At 70.5% G+C, this 20,196-nt stretch carries 19 protein-coding genes and 2 riboswitches; of the genes, 5 read left to right on the forward strand and 14 right to left on the reverse strand.

The annotated features are described in order from the left end of the window. Positions 1-8 precede the first annotated feature (8 nt). From IO20_RS0122030 to IO20_RS0122060, 7 genes are all read right to left on the reverse strand, one after another. A complete protein-coding gene (locus tag IO20_RS0122030) occupies positions 9-1,127 on the reverse strand; it encodes an ABC transporter ATP-binding protein (RefSeq protein ID WP_030553700.1) in 1,119 nt (372 codons plus the stop codon). Then, on the reverse strand, positions 1,124-2,122 hold the full coding sequence (locus tag IO20_RS0122035; protein WP_030553698.1) for an ABC transporter permease: 999 nt from the start codon (positions 2,120-2,122) through the stop codon (positions 1,124-1,126). Before IO20_RS0122035 ends, IO20_RS0122030 begins: the two co-directional genes overlap by 4 nt. A 114-nt stretch (positions 2,123-2,236) precedes the next feature. Next, the gene (locus IO20_RS0122040) at positions 2,237-4,000 is read right to left on the reverse strand and encodes an ABC transporter substrate-binding protein (protein ID WP_030553696.1); all 1,764 of its coding nucleotides are present in this window, start codon (positions 3,998-4,000) and stop codon (positions 2,237-2,239) included. A gap of 106 nt (positions 4,001-4,106) precedes the next feature. Continuing rightward, on the reverse strand, positions 4,107-5,135 hold the full coding sequence (locus IO20_RS0122045; protein ID WP_030553693.1) for an ABC transporter permease: 1,029 nt from the start codon (positions 5,133-5,135) through the stop codon (positions 4,107-4,109). 362 nt (positions 5,136-5,497) lie between these two features. Beyond that, positions 5,498-6,289, reverse strand: coding sequence for an enhanced serine sensitivity protein SseB C-terminal domain-containing protein (locus IO20_RS0122050; protein WP_030553691.1), 792 nt, complete (start codon positions 6,287-6,289; stop codon positions 5,498-5,500). A gap of 73 nt (positions 6,290-6,362) precedes the next feature. After that, the gene (locus IO20_RS0122055) at positions 6,363-7,103 is read right to left on the reverse strand and encodes an enhanced serine sensitivity protein SseB (RefSeq protein WP_030553690.1); all 741 of its coding nucleotides are present in this window, start codon (positions 7,101-7,103) and stop codon (positions 6,363-6,365) included. Between the two features lie 125 nt (positions 7,104-7,228). Then, positions 7,229-7,891: an AAA family ATPase gene (locus IO20_RS0122060; RefSeq protein ID WP_030553688.1), complete on the reverse strand. Its 663-nt coding sequence runs from the start codon at positions 7,889-7,891 to the stop codon at positions 7,229-7,231. Between the two features lie 151 nt (positions 7,892-8,042). Next, positions 8,043-8,142, forward strand: a riboswitch (glycine riboswitch). Position 8,143: 1 nt separating this feature from the next. Further along, a riboswitch (glycine riboswitch) is annotated at positions 8,144-8,257 on the forward strand. A 59-nt stretch (positions 8,258-8,316) separates the two neighbouring features. Here IO20_RS0122060 and gcvT point away from each other — a divergent pair. The 5 genes from gcvT (at position 8,317) to IO20_RS0122090 (ending at position 13,717) form a co-directional block, all read left to right on the forward strand. Next, positions 8,317-9,432: a glycine cleavage system aminomethyltransferase GcvT gene (gcvT, locus tag IO20_RS0122065; protein WP_030553686.1), complete on the forward strand. Its 1,116-nt coding sequence runs from the start codon at positions 8,317-8,319 to the stop codon at positions 9,430-9,432. Positions 9,433-9,509: 77 nt separating this feature from the next. Further along, a complete protein-coding gene (gene gcvH, locus IO20_RS0122070; RefSeq protein WP_030553684.1) occupies positions 9,510-9,887 on the forward strand; it encodes a glycine cleavage system protein GcvH in 378 nt (125 codons plus the stop codon). A 31-nt stretch (positions 9,888-9,918) separates the two neighbouring features. Further along, on the forward strand, positions 9,919-11,187 hold the full coding sequence (locus IO20_RS0122075; protein WP_030223508.1) for a serine hydroxymethyltransferase: 1,269 nt from the start codon (positions 9,919-9,921) through the stop codon (positions 11,185-11,187). Positions 11,188-11,345: 158 nt separating this feature from the next. Further along, complete coding sequence (locus tag IO20_RS0122080; RefSeq protein ID WP_030223510.1) at positions 11,346-12,716, forward strand: L-serine ammonia-lyase; 1,371 nt, start codon at positions 11,346-11,348, stop codon at positions 12,714-12,716. Positions 12,717-12,826: 110 nt separating this feature from the next. Next, a complete protein-coding gene (locus IO20_RS0122090; RefSeq protein ID WP_030553682.1) occupies positions 12,827-13,717 on the forward strand; it encodes a hypothetical protein in 891 nt (296 codons plus the stop codon). Positions 13,718-13,727: 10 nt separating this feature from the next. On the opposite strand, the gene IO20_RS0122095 is transcribed toward IO20_RS0122090, so the two are convergent. The 7 genes from IO20_RS0122095 to IO20_RS0122125 form a co-directional block, all read right to left on the reverse strand. Continuing rightward, on the reverse strand, positions 13,728-14,645 hold the full coding sequence (locus IO20_RS0122095; protein ID WP_030553680.1) for a CopD family protein: 918 nt from the start codon (positions 14,643-14,645) through the stop codon (positions 13,728-13,730). Positions 14,646-14,713: 68 nt separating this feature from the next. Continuing rightward, positions 14,714-14,929: an EF-hand domain-containing protein gene (locus IO20_RS0122100; RefSeq protein WP_030223519.1), complete on the reverse strand. Its 216-nt coding sequence runs from the start codon at positions 14,927-14,929 to the stop codon at positions 14,714-14,716. A 108-nt stretch (positions 14,930-15,037) separates the two neighbouring features. Next, a complete protein-coding gene (locus tag IO20_RS0122105) occupies positions 15,038-16,219 on the reverse strand; it encodes a YncE family protein (RefSeq protein WP_030553678.1) in 1,182 nt (393 codons plus the stop codon). Beyond that, on the reverse strand, positions 16,219-16,998 hold the full coding sequence (locus IO20_RS0122110; protein ID WP_030553676.1) for a polysaccharide deacetylase family protein: 780 nt from the start codon (positions 16,996-16,998) through the stop codon (positions 16,219-16,221). Before IO20_RS0122110 ends, IO20_RS0122105 begins: the two co-directional genes overlap by 1 nt. Before the next feature lie 372 nt (positions 16,999-17,370). Continuing rightward, positions 17,371-17,877, reverse strand: a complete 507-nt coding sequence (locus tag IO20_RS0122115) for an ATP-binding protein (protein ID WP_030553674.1) — start codon at positions 17,875-17,877, stop codon at positions 17,371-17,373. 71 nt (positions 17,878-17,948) lie between these two features. Beyond that, entirely contained in the window at positions 17,949-18,716 is a 768-nt protein-coding gene (locus IO20_RS0122120; protein ID WP_030553672.1) for an enoyl-CoA hydratase/isomerase family protein, read from the reverse strand. An 81-nt stretch (positions 18,717-18,797) separates the two neighbouring features. Further along, positions 18,798-20,063, reverse strand: a complete 1,266-nt coding sequence (locus IO20_RS0122125) for a L,D-transpeptidase (RefSeq protein WP_030553670.1) — start codon at positions 20,061-20,063, stop codon at positions 18,798-18,800. Between the last annotated feature and the right edge of the window lie 133 nt (positions 20,064-20,196).

Raw genomic sequence — 20,196 nt, forward strand, 5'->3', positions numbered from 1 at the left:
GTTGTCGCTCACAGTTTCGGCGCAATCTCTTCGGTCCAGATGCGGGTCCGCTCCTCCTGCGGCATGTGGCACGCCGAGAAGTGGCGGTCCCCGGCCGGCGCCAGCTCCGGCCGCTGGGTGCGCGTGATGCCGCCCTTGGGGACGTCCGCGTACGGGCAGCGGGGGTTGAAGGCGCAGCCGCTCGGGATGTTGATGAGGCTGGGCGGGTTGCCCTTGACCGGGATGAGCCGCTCGGTCTGCTCACGGTCGATCCTCGGCATCGAGCCGAGCAGGCCCCAGGTGTAGGGGTGCTGCGGCTCGTAGAAGACGGACTCGGCCGGTCCGCGTTCGACGCAGCGCCCGCCGTACATGACGAGGATGTCGTCGGCGAGCTCGGCGACGACGCCGAGGTCGTGGGTGATGATGACGACCGCCGAGCCGAACTCCTTCTGGAGGTCCCGCATCAGGTCCAGGATCTGGGCCTGGACCGTGACGTCGAGCGCCGTCGTCGGCTCGTCGGCGATGAGCAGCGACGGGTTGTTGACGAGCGACATGGCGATCATGGCGCGCTGGCGCATGCCGCCGGAGAACTCGTGCGGGTAGTTGTCGAACCGCTTGGCGGGCTCGGGGATGCCGACCCGGTCGAGGAGTTCGACGGCCCGCCTGCGCGCCGTCTTCTTGTCGACGTCGTTGTGGACGCGGTACGCCTCCACGATCTGGTTGCCGACCGTGTAGTACGGGTGCATCGCGGACAGCGGGTCCTGGAAGATCATCGCCATCTCGCGGCCGCGCATCCGGCGGACCTCGTCCGGGTCGGCCGAGAGCAGCTCGCGGCCGTTGAGCCAGATCTCGCCGGAGATCTTCGCCTTCTGCCGGCCGTACTGGCCGACCGTGTGCAGGCCCATGATGCCGAGCGAGGTGACCGACTTGCCGGAGCCGGACTCGCCCACGATGCCGAGGGTCTTGCCCTTCTCCAGCTGGAAGCTGAGACCGTCGACCGACTTGACCAGACCGTCGTCGGTCGGGAAGTGGATCTTCAGGTCGCGTACGTCGAGGAAGGCGTCCGAGGGGGCTGACTTCCCGGCGGACTTCCCGGTGGCGACGGGTTCTCCCACCGCCGCGCCGGTCTTCGTCAGCTTGTCCGTCATGCGAGCCTCACTCGGGGGTCGATCACCGCGTACAGCAGGTCCACCACGAGGTTGGCGACGACGACGCACGCGGCGGTGATGAGCGTGACGGCCAGGATGAGCGGCAGGTCGCGCTCGTTGACGCCTCGGATGGCCAGGGCGCCCAGCCCGTGGAGGCTGAACGCGGTCTCGGTCAGGATCGCGCCGCCGACGAGGGCGCCGAGGTCCATGCCGAAGATGGTCAGGATGGGGGTCATCGTGGAGCGCATGGCGTGCTTGCCGAGCACGACCGACTCCGGCAGGCCCTTGGCCCGGGCCGTGCGGATGTAGTCCTCACCGAGGACCTCCAGCATGGTGGCGCGGGTGAGCCGCGCGTACATCGCCGCGTACAGGAAGGCGAGCGTCACCCAGGGCAGCAGCAGTCCGCCGAACCAGCCACCGAAGGACTCGGAGAGCGGCACGTACGTGGCGTCGACCCAGTCCAGTTGGGTGCGGAAGACCAGCATCGCCAGCATGGCGGTGAAGAAGATGGGGAGCGAGACGCCCGAGAGCGCCGTGATCATCGCCACGCGGTCGATGACCGTGCCCCGCTTGAGCGCGGAGACGACACCCGTGGAGACACCCAGGACCAGCCACAGCACGGCGGCACCGATCACCATGGAGAGGGTGACGGGGAAGGCCTCGACCAGCATCGACCAGACGTCCTGCTCACTGCGGAACGAGTAGCCGAAGCAGGGCGCCGCGCAGTGGATGGTGTCGCCACCACCGGTGTAGTCACGTCCGACGAAGATGCCGGAGACGAAGTGCCAGAACTGGACCAGGAGCGGCTCGTCCAGACCCAGCTTCTGCCGGACGGCCTCGATGGCAGCCGGATCCGCCTGCTTGCCGACGAACATCGCGGCAGGGTCACTGCCGGTCATCTTGGGGATGAGGAAGAAGATGCTGAGCGTCACGAGGGTGACGACGAGCAGCATCGCGACGACTGCGAAGAGCCGTCGGACTATGTATGCAAGCATGCGGTCGGCCGGTCGGCGGCCGGGGGACCCGATCGGGTCCCCCGGCCGCCGCCCTCGGCCATCACCTGCCCTTCGGACCTGGCGGCGGGTGGTGCGCCGGTGAAACGGAGCGGATTACTTGACGACGCCGAGCGACGCGTAGTCGTAGCGGCCGTTGTAGGCGTCCGCCGTGTACACGTTGGTCAGCCGGGAGCTGCGCCAGATGATGTTCTTCTCGTGGGTGAAGGGCAGGTAGACCGCGGCCTCCGAGACCTTGGTGTTGATCTGCTTGTAGAGCTCGCCGGCCTTCGCCGGGTCGGTCTCCTTCAGCGCCTGGTCGAACAGGCCGTTGACGGCCTTGTCGTTCAGCTCGGAGAAGTTGTTGTTACCGCTCTGGAGGATGAAGCGGCCGTCGACCAGCGGCTGGAGGAAGCCCTGGCCGGTCGGGAAGTCGGCGCCCCAGCCCATGATGATGATGCCGTAGCCCTTGTCCTTGACGACCTTCGGCGAACCGATGATGCCGGAGGTCTGGGCGCCGTCGAACTGGTCGATCTGGGCGTCGATGCCGACGGCCTTCAGCGACTGCTGGAGGGACTCGGCGGTCGCGATCTCGATCTTCTTGTTGTTGCGGACCGCGATGGTGGTCTTGAAACCGTTCGGCTTACCGCACTTCTTCAGCGCTTCCTTCGCCTTGGCGAGGTCCGGCGCGCCGGCGAGCTTGCCGTACGGGTCGGCCTTCGGGTCGGCGCCCTTGATCGCCGGCGGCAGCATGTTGGTGGCGATGTCGCCACCGGCCTGCGGGCCGCCGCGGGCGGTCTGGAGGGACTTCGAGTCGGCCGCGTAGATGATCGCCTTGCGGCACTCGATGTTGGGGATGACCGTCTGCGGGAAGACCGCGTAGCGGATGAAGCCCGTCTGCGGGTTGTCGATGTTGCCCTTGTGCTGCTGGAGCGCCTTCTGGCGGGCGGCGGAGCCGATGCCCGTCGCGTTGAGGTCGAGGTCGTACTCGCCCTCGATCAGGCGGTTGTCCATGTCGTCGGCGTTCGTGGTGAACGTGACGCTGATCTTGTCCGGGAGCGCCTTGCGGACGGTGTCCGTCTTGGCGTCCCACTTGTCGTTGCGGACGAGCTTGAGGGACTTGTTGGGAGTGTAGGACTCCCACTTGTACGGGCCGGACGAGAACGGCTTCAGGGTGTACTTGGCCTTGGTGTCCTTGTCCTGGCGGACCGGGGAGGCGGCGGGCATGGCCAGCATCTGCAGGAAGTCACCGTTGGCGACCGGCAGCTTGAAGATGATGGTCTTGTCGTCCGGGGTCTCGATCGCCTTGAGGCCGAGCTTGTCCGCGGAGGTGTCCTTGTACGGGCCCTTGTACTCGCCCTTGGGGTCGAGGACCTGCTGGAGGTAGATCGGGCCGCCGGAGAGGACGTCCTGGGCCCAGATGCGCTCGATGCCGTACTTGATGTCCTTGGAGGTGATCGGCTTGCCGTCCTCCCAGGTCACCCCGTCCTTCAGGGTGAAGGTGTAGGTGAGGCCGTCGGCCGAGACCTTGCCGGCGTCGGTGGCGAGGTCCGGGACGAGCTCGGTGGAGGCGGCGCCCGGCTCGGCCTTGAAGGTGACCAGCTGGCGCGTGTAGTAGCGGGAGAAGTCCCACATGAAGCCGTAGTAGCCGCGCTGCGGGTCCCAGAAGTCCGCGTCCTGCGAGCCGATGAACTTCAGCTCGCCGCCCTTCTTGTCGGAGGCGTTGGCGACCTTGTTCACGGCGGCGTTGAAGCCGGCCGCGCCGGTCTTGCCCTTGTCGCCACCGGTCTCGGTGCCGCCGCCGCAGGCGGTGGTGACGACCATCGTGGCCGCCGCGAGCAGCGCGCCTGCGGCGATTCTGCGCCTCTGAGAGCTCATCATGGGTCTCGCAACCTCCGGGTAGTGGCGGCCGATACGGCGGTCCGCCGATTTGGGGTGGGCCTCCTGTCGCCAGCGGCAGGGGCGGGTCTTGCGTGTCGGCGAACGGTCAGCGGGAGCCCTTCGGGTCGAGCGCGTCACGCACGCCGTCGCCGAAGAGGTTGAACGCCAGAACGGTGATGAAGATCGCGAGGCCCGGGATCACCATGAAGAGCGGGTCCGCCTCGTAGGTGGTGATGGCCGTCGACAGCATCTGCCCCCACGATGCGGTGGGGGGCTTCACGCCCGCGCCGAGGAAGCTGAGCGCCGCTTCGGTGAGGATGTTGGTGGGGATCATGAGGGTCGCGTAGACCGTGATCGGGGCGATCAGGTTGGGCAGCAGCTCGCGGCGCAGGATGTAGATCCGGCCGGCGCCCAGGCTCTGGGCGGCCTCGACGTACTCGCGGTTGCGCAGCGAGAGGGTCTGGCCGCGGACGATGCGGCCCACGTACGGCCAGCCGAAGAAGCCGATGACCACGATCAGGGCGGCGATGCGGACGCCTGAGCCGTCGAGGCCGAGGAGCGAGTTCGGCAGGACCGAGACCAGGGCGATCGTGAAGAGCAGCTGGGGGAACGCGAGCATGACGTCCATGACCCTGCTGAGGGCCGCGTCGATCCAGCCGCCGAAGTAGCCCGCGACGATGCCGAGGACGGTGCCGAGGACGACGGCGAAGACCGCCGCCGCGACGGCGACGAGCAGCGAGATCCGGGTGCCGTAGACGATGCGACTGAAGACGTCGCGGCCGTTGACGGGCTCGACGCCGAAGAGGAACTCGGAGCTGACACCGCCCCAGGAGCCGATCGGGGTGCCGAAGAGGGGGTCGATCTGGTCCTCGTGGAACTCGTCCGGCGGGTGGCCGAGGAGGCCGACGATGACCGGGGCGAAGAGCGCGACCAGGACGAGGAAGAGAACGACGAAGGCGCCCGCGAGGGCCAGTTTGTCGCGCTTGAGGCGGGTCCAGGCGATCTTCCAGGGCGAGCGGCCCTCGATCGCCTTGGCGGAGCCGCCGGACTTGTCCGGTGTGCCGGGTGCGTCGGGCGCGGCGACGACGGTGGCGGTCGACTCGCCCGCACTCGTCTCGTGCAGTGGTGCCGTCATCGTGGTGAGGACCCCTCTCGGCCGCCGGTAGCCGGCCCTTGCCCGCCGCGGGTAGCGGCTCGGTGGAACAACCTGCTGGGCACCTGCTCGAAAGGAGCCGAACGCCCGGTGTTCCGGGGAGTCTTCAATGCGTTCACGATCACCCGCCAGCCCTGACGGGGAATGTTTGCTCAAACGTGATGCGGTGCTGCGACTTCCGTTATCCGGACGTCGCGATCACCTGAGCGGACCATCTCGGGGCCTCTTCCCCCCAATCGGACATGTCGCTCAACCGGGCGTTCGCCGTGATGAATTGGGGTGAACGACGGCCTCCGGAGGGAACTCCGGAGGCCGGTGGGACACGAAGGGGGAAGGGGTGCGTCTCAGTATCCGGACGGGGCCGGCGGCGGGTAGCCGTACCCGGGGGCGGGCGCGGAGCCGCGCCCGGCGTGCGCCTCGCGGTCGTAGAAGGGCCGCCCGTTCGCCCGCAGCCAGAGGGCCACCGGGTCGTACGCGTCGGAGAGCGCGACCGTCGAGACGGGCAGTCCTTCGGGTACGGCGCCGATCGACTGGCGCATCATCGCGCGGACCGTGTCCACGGCCGCCGCGGAGCTGTCGTACAGATCGAGACCGATGGCGAGGTACGGGGAGCCGAGCGCGGGCTGCACCCAGCCGCGGCGCAGCGCCCGGACGGCCGGGGTGCGGTGCGCGTTCTGCGTGAGCAGGGCGTAGAACTGCGGGATCTCCAGGGCGGGCTCGGTGACCCGCAGCGGCCCGGCGGGCATCCGGTCGAGGCCGGTGGCGATCCGGCGCAGATCGGCCCAGGGGACGCCGACACCGCCGCCGGGGGCGTGCGGATTCAGCCATACGCCCCAGCGGTCGGGGTAGAGGGCGCGGGCGATCTCGCGGCCGGTGACGAGCTCGTGGGCGCGGTTCCATCCGGAGGCGGCGAGTTCCTGGGCGGAGGTGACGCAGGGCGCGTAGCCGAAGCCGTCGACCTCCATGTTCCCGTACTGGGCCTCGGGCGAGCCGGGAGAGCCGTGCCAGAGCAGCATCCAGAGCTCACCGTCGGCGAGGGCGTGCAGCAGCTGCTCGTACGCGTCGTAGCGTCCGGGTGCCACCTGGCGCAGCATGTGCTCGACCCTCCCGGCCGCAGCCGTGCCTGACGCGCTCACCCTGGTCCCGCCCCTCTTTCGTTCACCACGTTCGTCCCGCTACCGATTCAGTTCAGCTTAGACAGGCCCTCTGTCACACGGCGGCGCGCTGGTAGAAGGGGCGCACCCGCTCCAGCATCCAGTCGCCGACCGGGTCCTGCGCCAGGTCGAGCAGGATGAGGTTGACCGGCCAGGCGACCTCGACGCGGCCGAGGGCGCGGCCGAGGGCGTCCAGGGGCGCGTTGCGGTCGACGCCGTCCCAGCCGGCGAGCTGGACGCCGATGAAGAGGGCGGGTTCGGTGCCCTCGACGCTGGCGAGGGCCCGGCGGGCGGTGGTCACCACGCCGGTGGCCTCGAACTCGGCGGAGGCGGCGGCGAGGAAGTCGACCGGGTCGTCCTGCCAGTCGGGCTCGAAGAGGCGGACGCGACCGCCGCTGGCGGGGCCGTCGAGCGGGGTGCGGCCCACCCGGCAGAGCTCGGCGACGGCGGGCGGGGGCAGCGGGACGCCGACGGTGCCGCCGGGGTTCACCGCGATGCCGAGCTGCGGGGGCAGACCGCGGGCGAAGTCACGGGCGGGGGCGACGGTGAAGGACATGTGGCTGCCGACGCAGGCGAGGAACTGCTGCTCGGAGCTGAAGACGGGCACGTAGGCCGCGCCGTCGATCTCCATGGTGGGCAGGTCGAGGTCGGGGCTGTCGGGCCCGCCGCCGTTGGGCAGGGGCACCCAGATCGGGCTGCGCCCGAGCACCTCGACCAGCCGGCCGCCGGCCGCGGGGTCGCCGAGTGAGGCGACAAGGACCTCTTCGAGCTCGTTGCCCGGCCACGTCACGTCCACGGTCGCGTTTCTCCTTCTCGCACGGCCTGCCGCACCGGCCGCCCCGGGCAGCACCCTAACGCCGCCCCGGGGGCGGCGTGGCCAAAAGGGTACGGAACCGGGAGGGTGCGGAAGCCGGGCGCCCGTCAGGCGGCCGCCCGGAAGCCGATTCTCCGCAGGGTGTCCGCCGCGTCCCGGTCGAGCAGGGTGGCGGAGGCGCAGCCGTGCGGAAGGCGGCCCGACTCGGCGGCGCCGACGAGTCGGGCGACGGCCCGCCGGTGCCGGGCGAAGGCGTAGGCGGAGACGCCGCGGCCGCGGGCGCGCTGTCCCTCGCGGGCGATGTCCGGGCTGACGTCGAGGAGGACCAGGTGCAGGGCACGGCCGCGCCGCCGGGCCTCGCGGGCGAGCCAGCCGCGCACCCAGGACTGGGTGCCGCAGTCGTGCACGACCACGCCGGCGCCGGAGCGCAGGGCGCGGCGCAGTCCCGCGTAGTGCGCGAGCCGGACCAGGGGGCGGTAGAGCGCGTACGGCAGGAGGCGGGGCATCCGGGCCTCCCATCGCTCGCGGGCGTCCTGGGAGTCGATGCCGGTGCCCTCGGCGGCGCGCTTCATGAGGGTCGACTTGCCGCTCCCGGGCAGGCCGGAGATCACCACGAGGTCGCCGGCCGCGAAGGTGAGGGCGCGGGGGCCGCGGCCGCCGCGCTCGCGGAGGTCGCGCAGGAGTCTGCCGCGCCGGCGGGTCCTCGCGCGGGCTCGCTGGGACGGTATGCCGGTACTCGGTGCGTACGCGCCGGTGTGCTGGATCCTCATCGCTTCTCCCCCTGCCGGGCCTTGGGAGACCCTTGCCCACAAAGTGTAAAGAAACGGTAATGAGACACAAGCGATGTGCCCCGCGTGGCTCGCGTGCAATGATGTCCGCGCCAGGCGCGCACAGTCGCCACACAATCGCATACCGGCCGCTCGAATCCGCGCGGGAGAGTTCCGGACCGCCCAGCGCGTCCGGACGCCGAAGGAGCAAGACCCTCCCTTGAATCTCTCAGGCCCCGTACCGCGTGGATGAGGCAGATCTGAAAAGCGGGACACCCTGCCGTGTCCCCACCCAAGGTGCAAGCCGAGTCTCTCGTGTGACGAGATGCTCTCGGTGAACCTCTCAGGTTCCATGACAGATGGGGAGGACGTCCTCGCCCGTCATGTGTTTCGTCACCGAACCGCCCTTGGGATCCGGGAGCCACCCCATGAGCACTGCCCCCCGTCTGACCGCCCTCGATGCGCTGCATCGTTCGCTGGGCGCGACCATGACCGACTTCGCGGGCTGGGACATGCCGCTCCGGTACGCGAGCGAGCGCGACGAGCACGTCGCCGTCCGCACCAAGGCGGGTCTCTTCGACCTGTCCCACATGGGCGAGATCACGGTGACGGGCCCGCAGGCCGTCGACCTGCTCGACTTCGCCCTCGTCGGCAACATCTCCACGGTGGGCAACGGCCGCGCCCGCTACACGATGATCTGCCAGGAGGACGGCGGCATCCTCGACGACCTGATCGTCTACCGCCTCGGCGAGACGGAGTACATGGTCGTCGCCAACGCCTCCAACGCGCAGATCGTCCTGGACGCCCTCGTGGCCCGCGCCGGCGGATTCGACGCCGAGGTCCGCGACGACCGTGACGCGTACGCCCTGATCGCCGTCCAGGGCCCCGAGTCCCCCGGCATCCTGAAGTCGATCACCGACGCCGACCTGGACGGGCTCAAGTACTACGCCGGACTGCCCGGCACGGTCGCGGGCGTGCCCGCGCTGATCGCCCGTACCGGCTACACCGGCGAGGACGGCTTCGAGCTGTTCCTGAAGCCCGAGCACGCCGAGGGCGTGTGGAAGGCGCTCACCGAGGCGGGCGAGGGCGTCGGCCTGATCCCCTGCGGCCTGTCCTGCCGCGACACGCTCCGCCTGGAGGCGGGCATGCCGCTGTACGGCCACGAGCTGACCACCGCGCTCACCCCCTTCGACGCCGGCCTCGGCCGGGTCGTGAAGTTCGAGAAGCCGGGTGACTTCGTCGGCCGCAAGGCCCTGGAGGCCGCCGCCGAGCGCGCCGAGACCGCCCCGCCGCGCAAGCTCGTCGGCCTGATCGCCGAGGGCCGCCGCGTCCCGCGCGCCGGCTTCTCCGTCGTCAAGGACGGCGTGGTGATCGGCGAGGTGACCTCCGGTGCCCCGTCCCCGACCCTCGGAAAGCCGATCGCCATCGCCTACGTGGACGCGGCGCACGCCGCGCCCGGCACCGAGGGTGTAGGGGTGGACATCCGCGGTACGCACGAGCCGTACGAGGTCGTGGCGCTGCCGTTCTACAAGCGCCAGAAGTGACGCAGTCGTCTCATCCCGGGTCTCATCCCGCGAGACCCACGTTCACCAGCACTCCCCCGATCCAGGAGAATCAGGTCATGAGCAACCCCCAGCAGCTGCGGTACACCAAGGAGCACGAGTGGCTGTCGACCGCCGAGGACGGCGTCGCGACGGTCGGCATCACGGAGTTCGCGGCCAACGCGCTCGGTGACGTCGTCTACGCCCAGCTCCCCGCCGTCGGCGACACCGTCACCGCGGGCGAGACCTGCGGCGAGCTGGAGTCGACGAAGTCCGTGAGCGACCTGTACTCCCCCGTCACGGGCGAGGTCGTCGGCGCCAACCAGGACGTGGTGGACGACCCGTCCCTGGTGAACTCGGCTCCGTTCGAGGGTGGCTGGCTGTTCAAGGTGCGTGTCGCGGGCGAGCCGGAAGAGCTGCTCTCCGCCGACGAGTACACCGCGTTCTCCGCCGGCTGAGACCGGGCCCGAGACCCCTAGGGATCGATTCATGTCGCTTCTGAACACCCCTCTCCACGAGCTGGACCCGGACGTCGCCGCCGCCGTCGACGCCGAGCTCCGCCGTCAGCAGTCCACCCTCGAGATGATCGCCTCGGAGAACTTCGCTCCGGTCGCGGTCATGGAGGCCCAGGGCTCCGTCCTCACCAACAAGTACGCCGAGGGCTACCCGGGCCGCCGCTACTACGGCGGCTGCGAGCACGTCGACGTGGCCGAGCAGATCGCCATCGACCGGGTCAAGGACCTGTTCGGCGCCGAGTACGCCAACGTCCAGCCGCACTCCGGCGCCTCCGCGAACCAGGCCGCCCTCTTCGCCATCGCCCAGCCCGGCGACACGATCCTGGGTCTGGACCTGGCGCACGGCGGTCACCTCACCCACGGCATGCGCCTGAACTTCTCGGGCAAGCAGTTCAACGTGGTCGCGTACCACGTGGACGAGGCCGGCCTGGTCGACATGGCCGAGGTCGAGCGCCTCGCCAAGGAGCACCGCCCGAAGGTGATCATCGCGGGCTGGTCCGCCTACCCGCGCCAGCTGGACTTCGCCGAGTTCCGCCGGATCGCCGACGAGGTCGAGGCCAAGCTGTGGGTCGACATGGCCCACTTCGCCGGCCTGGTCGCCGCCGGTCTGCACCCGAACCCGGTCGCGTACGCGGACGTGGTGACCTCCACCACGCACAAGACGCTCGGCGGCCCCCGCGGCGGCATCATCCTGGCGAAGAAGGAGTTCGCGAAGAAGCTGAACTCCTCGGTCTTCCCCGGTTTCCAGGGCGGCCCGCTGGAGCACGTGATCGCGGCCAAGGCCGTCTCCTTCAAGGTCGCGGCCTCGGAGGAGTTCAAGGAGCGCCAGCAGCGCACCCTGGACGGCGCCCGCATCATCGCCGAGCGCCTGGTCCAGGACGACGTCACCGCCCACGGTGTCTCCGTCCTGTCCGGCGGCACCGACGTCCACCTGCTCCTCGTCGACCTGCGCGACAGCGAGCTGGACGGCCAGCAGGCCGAGGACCGTCTCCACGAGGTCGGCATCACGGTCAACCGGAACGCCGTTCCGAACGACCCGCGCCCGCCGATGGTCACCTCGGGTCTGCGCATCGGTACGCCGGCGCTCGCCACCCGCGGTTTCCAGGCCGAGGACTTCACCGAGGTCGGCGACATCATCGCGGAGACCCTGAAGCCCGGCTTCGACGCCGACAAGGCCGCGTCGCTGAAGGCCCGGGTGACGGCTCTCGCCGACAAGCACCCGCTGTACCCCGGCCTGAAGTAGTTTCGTACCCTTTTGTTCGTACGAACGTTTGGGGCATCGCGCACACTGAAAGGTGGGCGCGGTGCCCCACCCCATGTCGTGCTCCGTTCCGATCTTCCTGCTCCGTTCTGCACCACCCCGGCAGACAACGGCGTCTAGCCCCCACAAGGAGTCCTCCCGTGGCCATCTCGGTCTTCGACCTGTTCTCGATCGGCATCGGCCCGTCCAGCTCCCACACGGTGGGCCCGATGCGCGCGGCCCGGATGTTCGCCCGCAGGCTGAAGAACGAGGGCCTGCTCGCCCACACCGCGAAGGTACGGGCGGAGCTGTACGGCTCGCTCGGCGCCACCGGCCACGGCCACGGCACCCCCAAGGCGGTGCTCCTCGGCCTGGAGGGCAACTCGCCCCGCACGGTGAACGTGGAGACGGCGGACGAGGAGTTCGAGCGGATCAAGGCGAGCGGCCGGATCAACCTGCTCGGCGCGCACGAGATCCCCTTCGACTTCGACGAGGACCTGATCCTGCACCGCCGCAAGGCGCTGCCGTACCACGCCAACGGCATGACGGTCTTCGCGTACGACGCCGAGGGCGCCCTCGTCCTGCAGAAGACGTACTACTCGGTCGGCGGCGGCTTCGTCGTCGACGAGGACGCCGTCGAGGGCGAGAACCCGATCGTCCCCGAGGACACCGTCCTGAAATACCCCTTCCGCACGGGCGACGAGCTGCTGCGTCTCGCCAAGGAGACCGGTCTCTCGATCTCCGCGATGATGCTGGAGAACGAGAAGGCCTGGCGCACGGAGGAGGAGATCCGCGAGGGCCTCCTGGAGATCTGGCGGGTCATGCAGGCCTGCGTCTCGCGCGGCATGTCCCGCGAGGGCATCCTGCCCGGCGGCCTGAAGGTGCGCCGCCGCGCCGCGAACACGGCCCGCAAGCTGCGCTCCGAGGGCGACCCCGCGGCCCACTCGATGGAGTGGATCACCCTCTACGCGATGGCAGTGAACGAGGAGAACGCGGCGGGCGGCCGGGTGGTCACCGCCCCGACGAACGGCGCGGCCGGCATCATCCCCGCCGTCCTGCACTACTACATGAACTTCGTGCCCGGCGCCGACGACGAGGGCGTCGTCCGCTTCATGCTCGCGGCGGGCGCGGTCGGCATGCTCTTCAAGGAGAACGCCTCCATCTCCGGCGCCGAGGTCGGCTGCCAGGGCGAGGTCGGCTCGGCCTGCTCGATGGCGGCGGGCGCCCTCGCCGAGGTCCTCGGCGGCACGCCCGAGCAGGTGGAGAACGCGGCCGAGATCGGCATGGAGCACAACCTGGGCCTGACCTGCGACCCGGTCGGCGGCCTGGTCCAGATCCCGTGCATCGAGCGGAACGGCATGGCGGCGGTCAAGGCCGTCACGGCGGCGAAGATGTCGATGCGCGGCGACGGCAGCCACCTGGTCTCCCTCGACAAGGTCATCAAGACCATGAAGGAGACCGGCGCGGACATGAGCGTCAAGTACAAGGAGACCGCGCGCGGCGGTCTCGCGGTGAACATCATCGAGTGCTGAGGCGGCCGCCGCTTCTGTTCCGCTTCGTCCCGTGAGGTGATCGTGGGCCTCGCGCGGCCTACAATCCGCGGCCTCGGATGATCACGGACACCGGACGAGGCGGAGAAGCGATGCGGATACCCAGCGTGTGGGCGGCGGCGGGGCTTGCCGTCCTCGTGGCGGTGAGCGGCTGCGGGACGGAGCCGTCCCCCGAGCCGGCGGCCGGGAGCGCGTCGGCCTCCCCGCCTTCCTCCCGCACGCCCTCCCGTACGCCGGACAGCCCGAAGGCCACCGAGGACGGCCCGGCCGGGCCGCTGGCACGCGCGGAGGCGGCCATGGGCGCCGAGGCGGGGTGGACCTTCGCCGTGACGGGCGAGGAGTCGCTGACGCAGTCCGGCGCGCCCGCGAGCACCGCCTCGTACTCCGCCGCCGTGGAGCGGACCGACAGCCCGCGGGCCCTGCACCAGAAGGGCACGATCCTGCGCAAGGGCCGGCGGACGGCCGAGGAGCTGTTCGCCGTGGACGGCACCGGGTACGTGCGCGAGGGCGGTTCCGGTGCGCCCTGGCGCAAGGGACCGCTGACCGATCCGGAGATCGCCGCGAAGGTGGAGGACCCGCTGACCGTCCTGGACTCGTTCGCGGACTACGCCGGGCGCGGCGAGCGGATCGAGGTCAGCAGGACCGGGGGCGAGATCCGGCTCCGGGTCCGGATCTCCGCCGGACACCTCTCCGACCGCACGGAACGGCCGGCCGTCGCGAAGGCGGCCCGGGAGTTCCGGCCCACCCTGGACAAGCTGCGGAAGGCCGGGGTCACGGCGGGCGAGGAGCGGATCGTCCTGACGGGCCTGGAGGAGACCCTCGTCCTCGACGCGCGCACCCACCGGATGACCTCCTACCGCTCCTCCTTCGGGTTCGCCGTCCCGCACGAGGGCCGGCAGCTCCGTTACGAGCAGCGGCTCGGCGCGGACACCCGGTCTCCCTTCGCCGGCCGGATCGAGGTCCCCGTCGCCGCGTCCTCCTGAGGAGACCGCGTCAGGGCGTGAGCCAGTGCGGGTCCGGGACGACCGTGAGGAGCACCGAGACGACCACGACCACCGCGAGCACGGCCACCTCGATCCGTGCCGGGGCCTCGGCGTCCCCGCCGGACAGCATCCGGCTCCTGGCCGCCAGGGCCAGCAGGCTGACCATCCCGAACAGCAGCAGCTTGACCAGCAGGATCCGCCCGTAGGCCGTGGTCAGGACGGCGTCGAGCGGCAGCCTGCGCAGGGTGGAGACGGTGCCGGTGACCGCGAGGGCGGCGTACACGCAGGCGGCCATCCGGGCGTAGCGGACGAGGACGTCGCGCCCGCCGCGCCGCAGCCGCATGGTGCGCAGCACGTACAGGAGCGTGCCGAACCAGAGCGAGGCGCCCGTGAGGTGGACGACGGTGAGCCCGATGCCGAGGGCCGGGGTGGACGTCTCGGGGTGGGCGCGCATCGCCTCGGCGACGACCGCGACGGCGAGCGGCGCGACGGCGAGGGCCGGGCGCCGGGAGGCGGCGCACAGGGCGGCGAGGGCGAAGGCGTTGGCGGTGACGAGCAGGAGGCGTCCCTCGCGGAGCCCGTACGCGACGGGCGGGCTCAATCCGCTGACGGCGGTGAGGAGCAGCAGGAGCCCGGCGGAGGCGGCCGTGGCAAGCAGGGCGGCGGGAACGGAGAGGGCGCGGGGTCGTGGCCCCTCCCCGGCGAGACGGCGGCCGGCGAGTTCGCCGACGTGCACGGCCAGACCGGTGAGGACGAGGAACCGCAGCAGCGTGGTGGTGCCCGCAGCGGGTATTCGGAGCTCGCCGGTGCCCGTCTGGGCCAGGCCCGTGCCCAGGAGGGCGAGGACGACGACAGCGCTGACGACGACCGCGGCGAGGACCGCCGCCGTCAGACGGCTCGGGGTACCGAAAGGTCCGGGAAGCGTCACCGGACGATCGTCACCGAGCCCCGGACGGGCGGCAACTCAGGCCGGCGCCGCCCGCCGGGGCCGACGGATCAGGCCTTGCTGAGGTGCGCCCAGAACTCGTCCCAGGACAGGACGCCGTCGCCGTTGTCGTCACGCTGCTTGATGAGGGCCTCGGCGACCGTCTCGGTGACGTTGAAGTCGCCCAGCTGCGCCATGAGGCTCTTGTACTCCGCGGCGGTGATGAAGCCGTCCCCGTTCGCGTCGAACTTGTTGAATGCCGTGCGTGCCGACTCGATGTCCGCCACTGCTTCCGCCCCTTCTCGGTACTTCTCTGACGGTGGTCAGATTAGCTGGCCCGGTGACGGCGGCGGACCCAGGCCTTGGACCGACCGGCGCATGAGGGCAGGTCGGCCTCACCGGAAGATGCCGGTGTGGCCGAGGGAGTACCGGCCGGGCTGGGGGTAGACGGCGAGGCCGTGGGGGCCGCCGCCGACCGGGATGCGGGCCAGCTGCTTTCCGGTCGTGGTGTCGATGGCGTACACCTCGGAGTCGTAGCGGCCGGAGAGCCACAGGACCTTGCCGTCGGCGGAGACGCCGCCCATGTCGGGGGAGCCGCCGTCCGGCAGCCACCACTTCTTGGTGAGCTTGTTCTTCGCGAAGTCGAAGACGGAGACGGAGCCCTCTCCGCGGTTGGGGACGTACATCTCGCGCGAGTCCCGGCTGATGTAGAGGCCGTGGCAGCCCTTGCCGGTGGGCAGGAGCGTCGGGGTGGTGAACTTCTCGCCGTCGAGGACCCACATGCCGTGGGCCATCATGTCGGCGATGTAGAAGGTCTTGCCGTCGGGGGAGATCTTCACGTCCTGCGGCATGGCGCCCTCGAAGGGCAGTCTCTGCTGGCCGATCACCTCCATCTTCTCGGTGTCGACCTTGAGGAGTTCGCCGGAGAACTCGCAGGAGACGACGAAGTAGCGCCCGTCGGCGGAGAAGTCGGCGTGGTTGACGCCGTAGCAGCTGACCGGGACGGTCTTCTTCCGTTCCATGGTGTGGGGGTCGCGGAAGACGAGTTCGCGGTCGAGGGAGGCCATCACGACGGCGTACTTGCCGTTGGGCGTGAAGTAGAGGTTGTACGGGTCGTGGACCTCGACGGGCTTGCCCGCGACGCCGGTGGCGGGGTCGATGGGGGTGAGGGTGTGACCCCGGTTGTTGTTGACCCAGAGGGTCTTCATGTCCCAGGAGGGGACGACGTGCTGGGGCTGGATGCCGACCGGGATGGTCTCGATGACCTGGTACGTGGCCGGGTCGATGACCGAGACGGTGTTGGAGTTGGTGTTGGGGACGTAGACCCGGGAGGGGAAGTCCTTGACGACGGGGGAGAGCCGGTTCGGCCGGTCGGCGGCGTAGACGTCGTTCGGGTCGAGGACGGGCGGCATGCCGGGGAGTCCCGCGGGGGCGGGGGCCGGCTTGCGCACTGCGGGGGCGGCGGCCTTCTTCACGGGGGCGGCGCCGTCGCCGGGGTCCCCGCTGCCGCAGGCGGTGAGGGTGGCGAGGAGGGCGGCGGCGAGGAGGGTCCTGGTGCGCCGGGAGAGGTGTGCCATCAGGTCAGCAGCTCCGTGGTGGTGACCGCGCGCAGCCCGCGGCGGTCGAGGTCGGCGAGGAGGAGGGGCAGGGCGACGGCGGTGTCCGGGTAGCCGAAGTGCAGGCTGACGACGGATCCGGCGCGGACCGTGCCGGTGACGTTGCGGACGACGGCGGTGGCGCCTGGCGAGGTGAAGTCGAGGGAGTCGACGTCGTACGAGAGGACGTGCGGGTATCCGGCGCGGTGTGCGGCGCGCAGGACGGCGGGGGCGGCGTGCCGGGTGCGGGAGGGCCGGAACCAGGTGCCGATGGAGCCGGTGAGGCGGCGCAGCCGGGTGGCGCAGGCCTCGATCTCGGCGTGGGCCTGGGCCTCGGTCATGGCGTTGACGTCGGTGTGGTGCTGGGTGTGGTTGCCGAGGTCGTGTCCGCCGTCGAGGACGCGGCGGGCCATGCCGGGGTGGGCGTCGAGCCAGCTGCCGACGGCGAGGACGGTGACGCGGGCGCCGGCCTTCTCCGCCTGGGTCAGGAGCGTGCGGGCGAGGGCGGGGTCGCCCTGGCCGTGGAAGGTGAGGGCGACCAGGGGCCGGCCGCGGGGGCCGTGGGTGATCTCGGCGGGCTGTCCGGGGAGGCGCCGCGGGGCGGGGGCGGCGGCGGGTGCGGGGGCGGGGCGCCGGGGGACGGGGCCGGAGGAGCGGGGCCCCGGGGCAGGGGAGCCGGTGCCGCAGGCGGTGGCGAGGGCTCCCGCGAGGGCGGTGGCGGCACCTGCCCTGAGGGCTCCGCGGCGGTCGGTCGGCTTCACCCGGCCATTCAAAGCCGTCGATGCCCGATTTATTACGATTAGGCCAATTCAGGACGTTTACAGGCGCCTCGTGGAGCGTCCACCATGCGGACGAGCCGGGGAAACAAGCCATGAACCGCATAGTCATTCACAGTTTGCAAGGTGAGTGCTCCATGTCACCAACGATTCACTATCAAACTGTCCGGTTTCATCCAAGATTGCCCCGCTAGGGACTTTTGGCGGCAACGCCACCTGTCTGCCATAGTCGGAGACACGACCCCCATTGACCCGGGCCAGGTCGACATAGCAGCCGTGGATACACCCCCCCGTCCACGGCGCACCACACGGAAGCCCCCAGCTGCCTCACCACGGCGCACGGGGGCTTCCGTGCGTTCACGGCCGGTCGGCGACCCGCATCTCGAACCAGGTCGTCTTGCCGCGCGGGGCCAGGTCCACGCCCCAGCGGTCCGAGAGCTTGTCGACGAGGAAGAGCCCCCGGCCGCTGACGTCGAGCTCGTGCACCGGCATCAGACAGGGCAGTCCGCGCGAGGGGTCCCGGACCTCGATCCGGATCCAGCCGCGCCGCCGCTGTAACCGCAGGGCGAAGACCCGGGCGCCGGTGTGCCGGACCGCGTTCCCCACGAGTTCGGAGACGAGGAGGACCGCGTGTTCGGCGATCTGCGGGCCGAGGCCCCACTGCCGCAGCACCACGTGATGGGTGAGCCTGCGGGCCAGCCACGCGGACTCCGGACGGGACGGCAGCCGGACGTCCTCCTCCGCCGGATTACCGTACAACTCCACTGCCTCGGCGGCCTGTTCGTCATCCGCGGCCGGTGACCACCGCGCTGCGGCGGCGCTGCCGCGCTGCCACGGTTGTTCCCTACCCTCCAGGCCCGCCATGCCCCCCATCATGGCCGCACGGAGACGTCCGCGGGGGCCGTTCCGGTGGAATCGGCCCCCTGGAACATCCGTCAGGCGAACTTCGCCTTCCCCGGGCCCTCCTCGACGAAGCTGCGCATGCCGCGCTCGCGGTCCTCCGTAGCGAACAGACCCGCGAACCAGGTGCGCTCGATGGCGAGACCGGTGTCGATGTCGGCCTCCAGACCCTGGTCGATCGCCTCCTTGGCGGCCCGAAGGGCGACCGCGGGACCCTGCGCCAGCTTCGCGGCCCAGGCGTGCGCCTGCTCGTACACCTCGGCGGCCGGCACGACCCGGTCGACCAGACCCAGCGTCAGGGCCTCGTCGGCCCTGACCATCCGGCCGGTGAAGATGAGGTCCTTCGCCTTGGAGGGGCCGACCAGGCGGGACAGGCGCTGGGTGCCGCCCGCACCCGGGATCAGGCCGAGCAGGATCTCCGGCTGCCCCAGCTTCGCGTTGTCGGCGGCGATCCGGTAGTCGGCGCAGAGCGCGAGCTCACAGCCGCCGCCGAGGGCGTAGCCGGTGATGGCGGCGACGACCGGCTTGGGGATGCGGGCGACGGCGGTGAAGGAGTCCTGGAGGGCGCGGGAGCGCTTGACCATGGCCACGTGGTCCATGACCTGCATCTCCTTGATGTCCGCGCCGGCCGCGAACACCTTCTCGCCGCCGTACAGGATCACGGCCCGCACGTCGTCGCGGTCGGTCGCCTCCTGGGCCAGCTCGCGCAGCCGGTCCTGGGTGGCGACGTCCAGGGCGTTCATCGGGGGGCGGTCGAGGCGGATCGTGCCGACGCCTTCGGCGACTTCGAGGTTCACAGTCATGAGGGAAGGTTAGTGTCCGTTAACGCGAAGGGGCCCGGTGCTGTTGCTCACAGCACCGGGCCCGCACTCCGTCGCGTACGGCTACGCGATCCACTCCGACCAGGGCATGTTCCAGCCGTTCAGGCCGTTCTCCGGCTTGATCTGCTTGTCCTTGGAGTTCTTCACGACGACGACGTCGCCGATGATCGAGCGGTCGTAGAACCAGGCGGCCGGCATGGAGCTGTCGCCCGCGCCCCGCGCGTCCTGGAGGCCGACGCAGCCGTGGCTGACGTTGGAGGAGCCGAAGGTGCCGGCCGAGGCCCAGTAGTTGCCGTGCACGAAAGTGCCGGACTGGGACAGGCGCATCGCGTGCGGCACGTCCTTGATGTCGTACTCGCCGCCGAAGCCGACGGTGGCCCCGTTCATGCGGGTCACCTTGAACTTCTCGCTGATGACCATCTGACCGTTGTACGTGGTCGTCGACGGGGCGCCCGCGGTGATCGGGATCGTCTTGATGATCTTGCCGTCGCGCTCGACCTTCATCGTCTTGGCGCTCGCGTCGACCGTGGAGACCTGACGGCGGCCGATGGTGAAGGAGACCTTCTTCTTCTGCTTGCCGTAGACGCCCGGGCGGCCCTCGACGCCGTCCAGGTTGAGCTCGACGGTCACCTTGGTGCCCGCGGCCCAGTAGTTCTCCGGGCGGAAGTCGAGGCGGTCGTTGCCGAACCAGTGGCCCTCGATCTCGACGGCGGGAACGGCCGTCACCTTGATGGCCTTCTCGACGGCCTCGGGGTCGGTGATGCCCCGGGTGAAGTTGATGGACACCGGCATGCCGACGCCGACGGTCGAACCGTCCTCCGGCGTGTAGTGGCCGATGAAGGTGTTCTTCGGGACCAGGGTGGTGAAGGTGGTGTCCTTCGCCGACTCACGGCCCTCGGCGTCCTTCGCGACCGCGTGGACCTTGTACTGCGTGGCCGCGGCCAGGTGGGCGGTGGGCGTCCAGCTGGCGCCGTCCGCCGCGATCTCGCCCTCGACCGCGGTGCCCTTGGAGTCGGCGACCGTGACCGTGGTCAGCTTGCCCTGGGCCGCGGTGACCTTGAGGGCCCCGCTGGTGGCGACCGCGTCGGCACCGTCCTTCGGAAGGATCGTCACGACCGCCTGGGAGGCGGCGTTGTCCTGCTTGCCGCCGCCCTGGGCCGCCGGTCCCTGTCCCCCGTTGCCGCCGGCGGGCGTCTCGCCGCCGCCGCAGGCGGTGAGCACCAGGAGCATCGCTCCCGCCGCGAGGGCCTGCAGCCGGACGCCCCCGCGTCGTCGGCCGCGTCGCCCGGTCGTCCCTACCGATGTCCCCGATATCGGCTGCCCGTTCACTGTGGTCGTCTCCCCTCACACGGCCTGGCACCGCCACGGCCCCACCCCCGTGCGCATTCACTCGCGCACACGGCGCTAGATAATCACACCGCAGGACACGAAAGATCCTCGTGAATGTCACCGTTCCGTCCCG

It is taken from the genome of Streptomyces exfoliatus (assembly GCF_000725545.1).
Taxonomy (GTDB): Bacteria; Actinomycetota; Actinomycetes; order Streptomycetales; family Streptomycetaceae; genus Streptomyces; species Streptomyces exfoliatus.

Coding starts and splice junctions, on each gene's coding strand:
- IO20_RS0122030 (WP_030553700.1), bottom strand. CDS start 1,127: ATGACGGACAAGCTGACGAAGACCGGCGCGGCGGTGGGAGAACCCGTC.
- IO20_RS0122075 (WP_030223508.1), top strand. CDS start 9,919: ATGTCGCTTCTGAACACCCCTCTCCACGAGCTGGACCCGGACGTCGCC.
- IO20_RS0122060 (WP_030553688.1), bottom strand. CDS start 7,891: ATGAGGATCCAGCACACCGGCGCGTACGCACCGAGTACCGGCATACCG.
- IO20_RS0122045 (WP_030553693.1), bottom strand. CDS start 5,135: ATGACGGCACCACTGCACGAGACGAGTGCGGGCGAGTCGACCGCCACC.
- IO20_RS0122105 (WP_030553678.1), bottom strand. CDS start 16,219: ATGGCACACCTCTCCCGGCGCACCAGGACCCTCCTCGCCGCCGCCCTC.
- gcvT (WP_030553686.1), top strand. CDS start 8,317: ATGAGCACTGCCCCCCGTCTGACCGCCCTCGATGCGCTGCATCGTTCG.
- IO20_RS0122115 (WP_030553674.1), bottom strand. CDS start 17,877: ATGGCGGGCCTGGAGGGTAGGGAACAACCGTGGCAGCGCGGCAGCGCC.
- IO20_RS0122040 (WP_030553696.1), bottom strand. CDS start 4,000: ATGATGAGCTCTCAGAGGCGCAGAATCGCCGCAGGCGCGCTGCTCGCG.
- IO20_RS0122090 (WP_030553682.1), top strand. CDS start 12,827: ATGCGGATACCCAGCGTGTGGGCGGCGGCGGGGCTTGCCGTCCTCGTG.
- IO20_RS0122035 (WP_030553698.1), bottom strand. CDS start 2,122: ATGCTTGCATACATAGTCCGACGGCTCTTCGCAGTCGTCGCGATGCTG.
- IO20_RS0122120 (WP_030553672.1), bottom strand. CDS start 18,716: ATGACTGTGAACCTCGAAGTCGCCGAAGGCGTCGGCACGATCCGCCTC.
- gcvH (WP_030553684.1), top strand. CDS start 9,510: ATGAGCAACCCCCAGCAGCTGCGGTACACCAAGGAGCACGAGTGGCTG.